A 968-nucleotide genomic window follows, 5' to 3' on the forward strand; every position below is an offset into this window, starting at 1 on the left:
CCTGGATGTCACTTAGGTCGACACTTTGGCGGGTAAGTAGACGTAGCATAAGCGCTAGCAGTACTTACACACTTATCATTGTTTGGTTTTGAGAGATCTGTCATAGATGTCTCAATGTAATATGGCGTATACATTACGGGTTAATCTGGGCGCACGTAGGATTGCGAAATTGACGCATACTGGAAGTATGCTAGATGAGCAAGACAAGTGCAACGACGAGTAACAAACACGGAATGTATCGGCAGATTTGTTCTTTGAAAACTGCATAGAAGAATTAATATATATTTGTAAGGTCATCTCTTAGAATTTCTAAGCAGGTTGACCCGAGCACATAGGAAATAATTCTCTGACTTAATGGTGACGTACATGAAAATGTACGGCTACAAAAAACGACAATGTATCTAATGCATGTCAATGAAATCTAAGAATAGATTTTCGTCAGAATTTGATGGATAACGAGGCGTGCCAGTGAGGTGATGTCGCCGCGTACTCATGTACGCAAGACAAACCAAACGCAGCACAACGAAGTTAGCCGCAAATTATGGCGTAAAATAAGTAAAGATTTTAAGGGCGTACGGTGGATGCCTTGGCGATATCAGCCGAAGAAGGACGCGGTAAGCTGCGAAAAGCTACGGAGAGGTGCAAGCAACCTTTGACCCGTAGATATCCGAATGGGGGAACCCGGCAGTGGTTATGCACTGTCACCTATAGCTTAGACTATGAGGAGGGCACCCGGGGAACTGAAACATCTAATTACCCGGAGGAAGAGTAATCAAACGAGATTTTCTTAGTAGCGGCGAGCGAACGGGAAAGAGGCCAAACCGGAGCGGGCAACCGCACCGGGGTTGAGGACAGTCATCAAGTGTACATGAGGTAGAAGAATGGAGCTGGAACGCTCAGCCGTAGAAGGTGAAAGCCCTGTAATCGAAACCTTGCATGCACGGGACTGTATCCGGAGTACCACGAGA

Annotated in this window: 1 rRNA gene; it reads left to right on the forward strand. The window is 45.9% G+C overall.

The window, feature by feature from the left end:
- Window positions 1-554: 554 nt before the first annotated feature.
- Window positions 555-968: ribosomal RNA gene (locus tag VEHSUH05_RS05490) — 23S ribosomal RNA — on the forward strand; the annotation flags it as partial.

The sequence above is a fragment of the Veillonella denticariosi JCM 15641 genome, assembly GCF_002959855.1.
Taxonomy (GTDB): Bacteria; Bacillota; Negativicutes; order Veillonellales; family Veillonellaceae; genus Veillonella; species Veillonella denticariosi.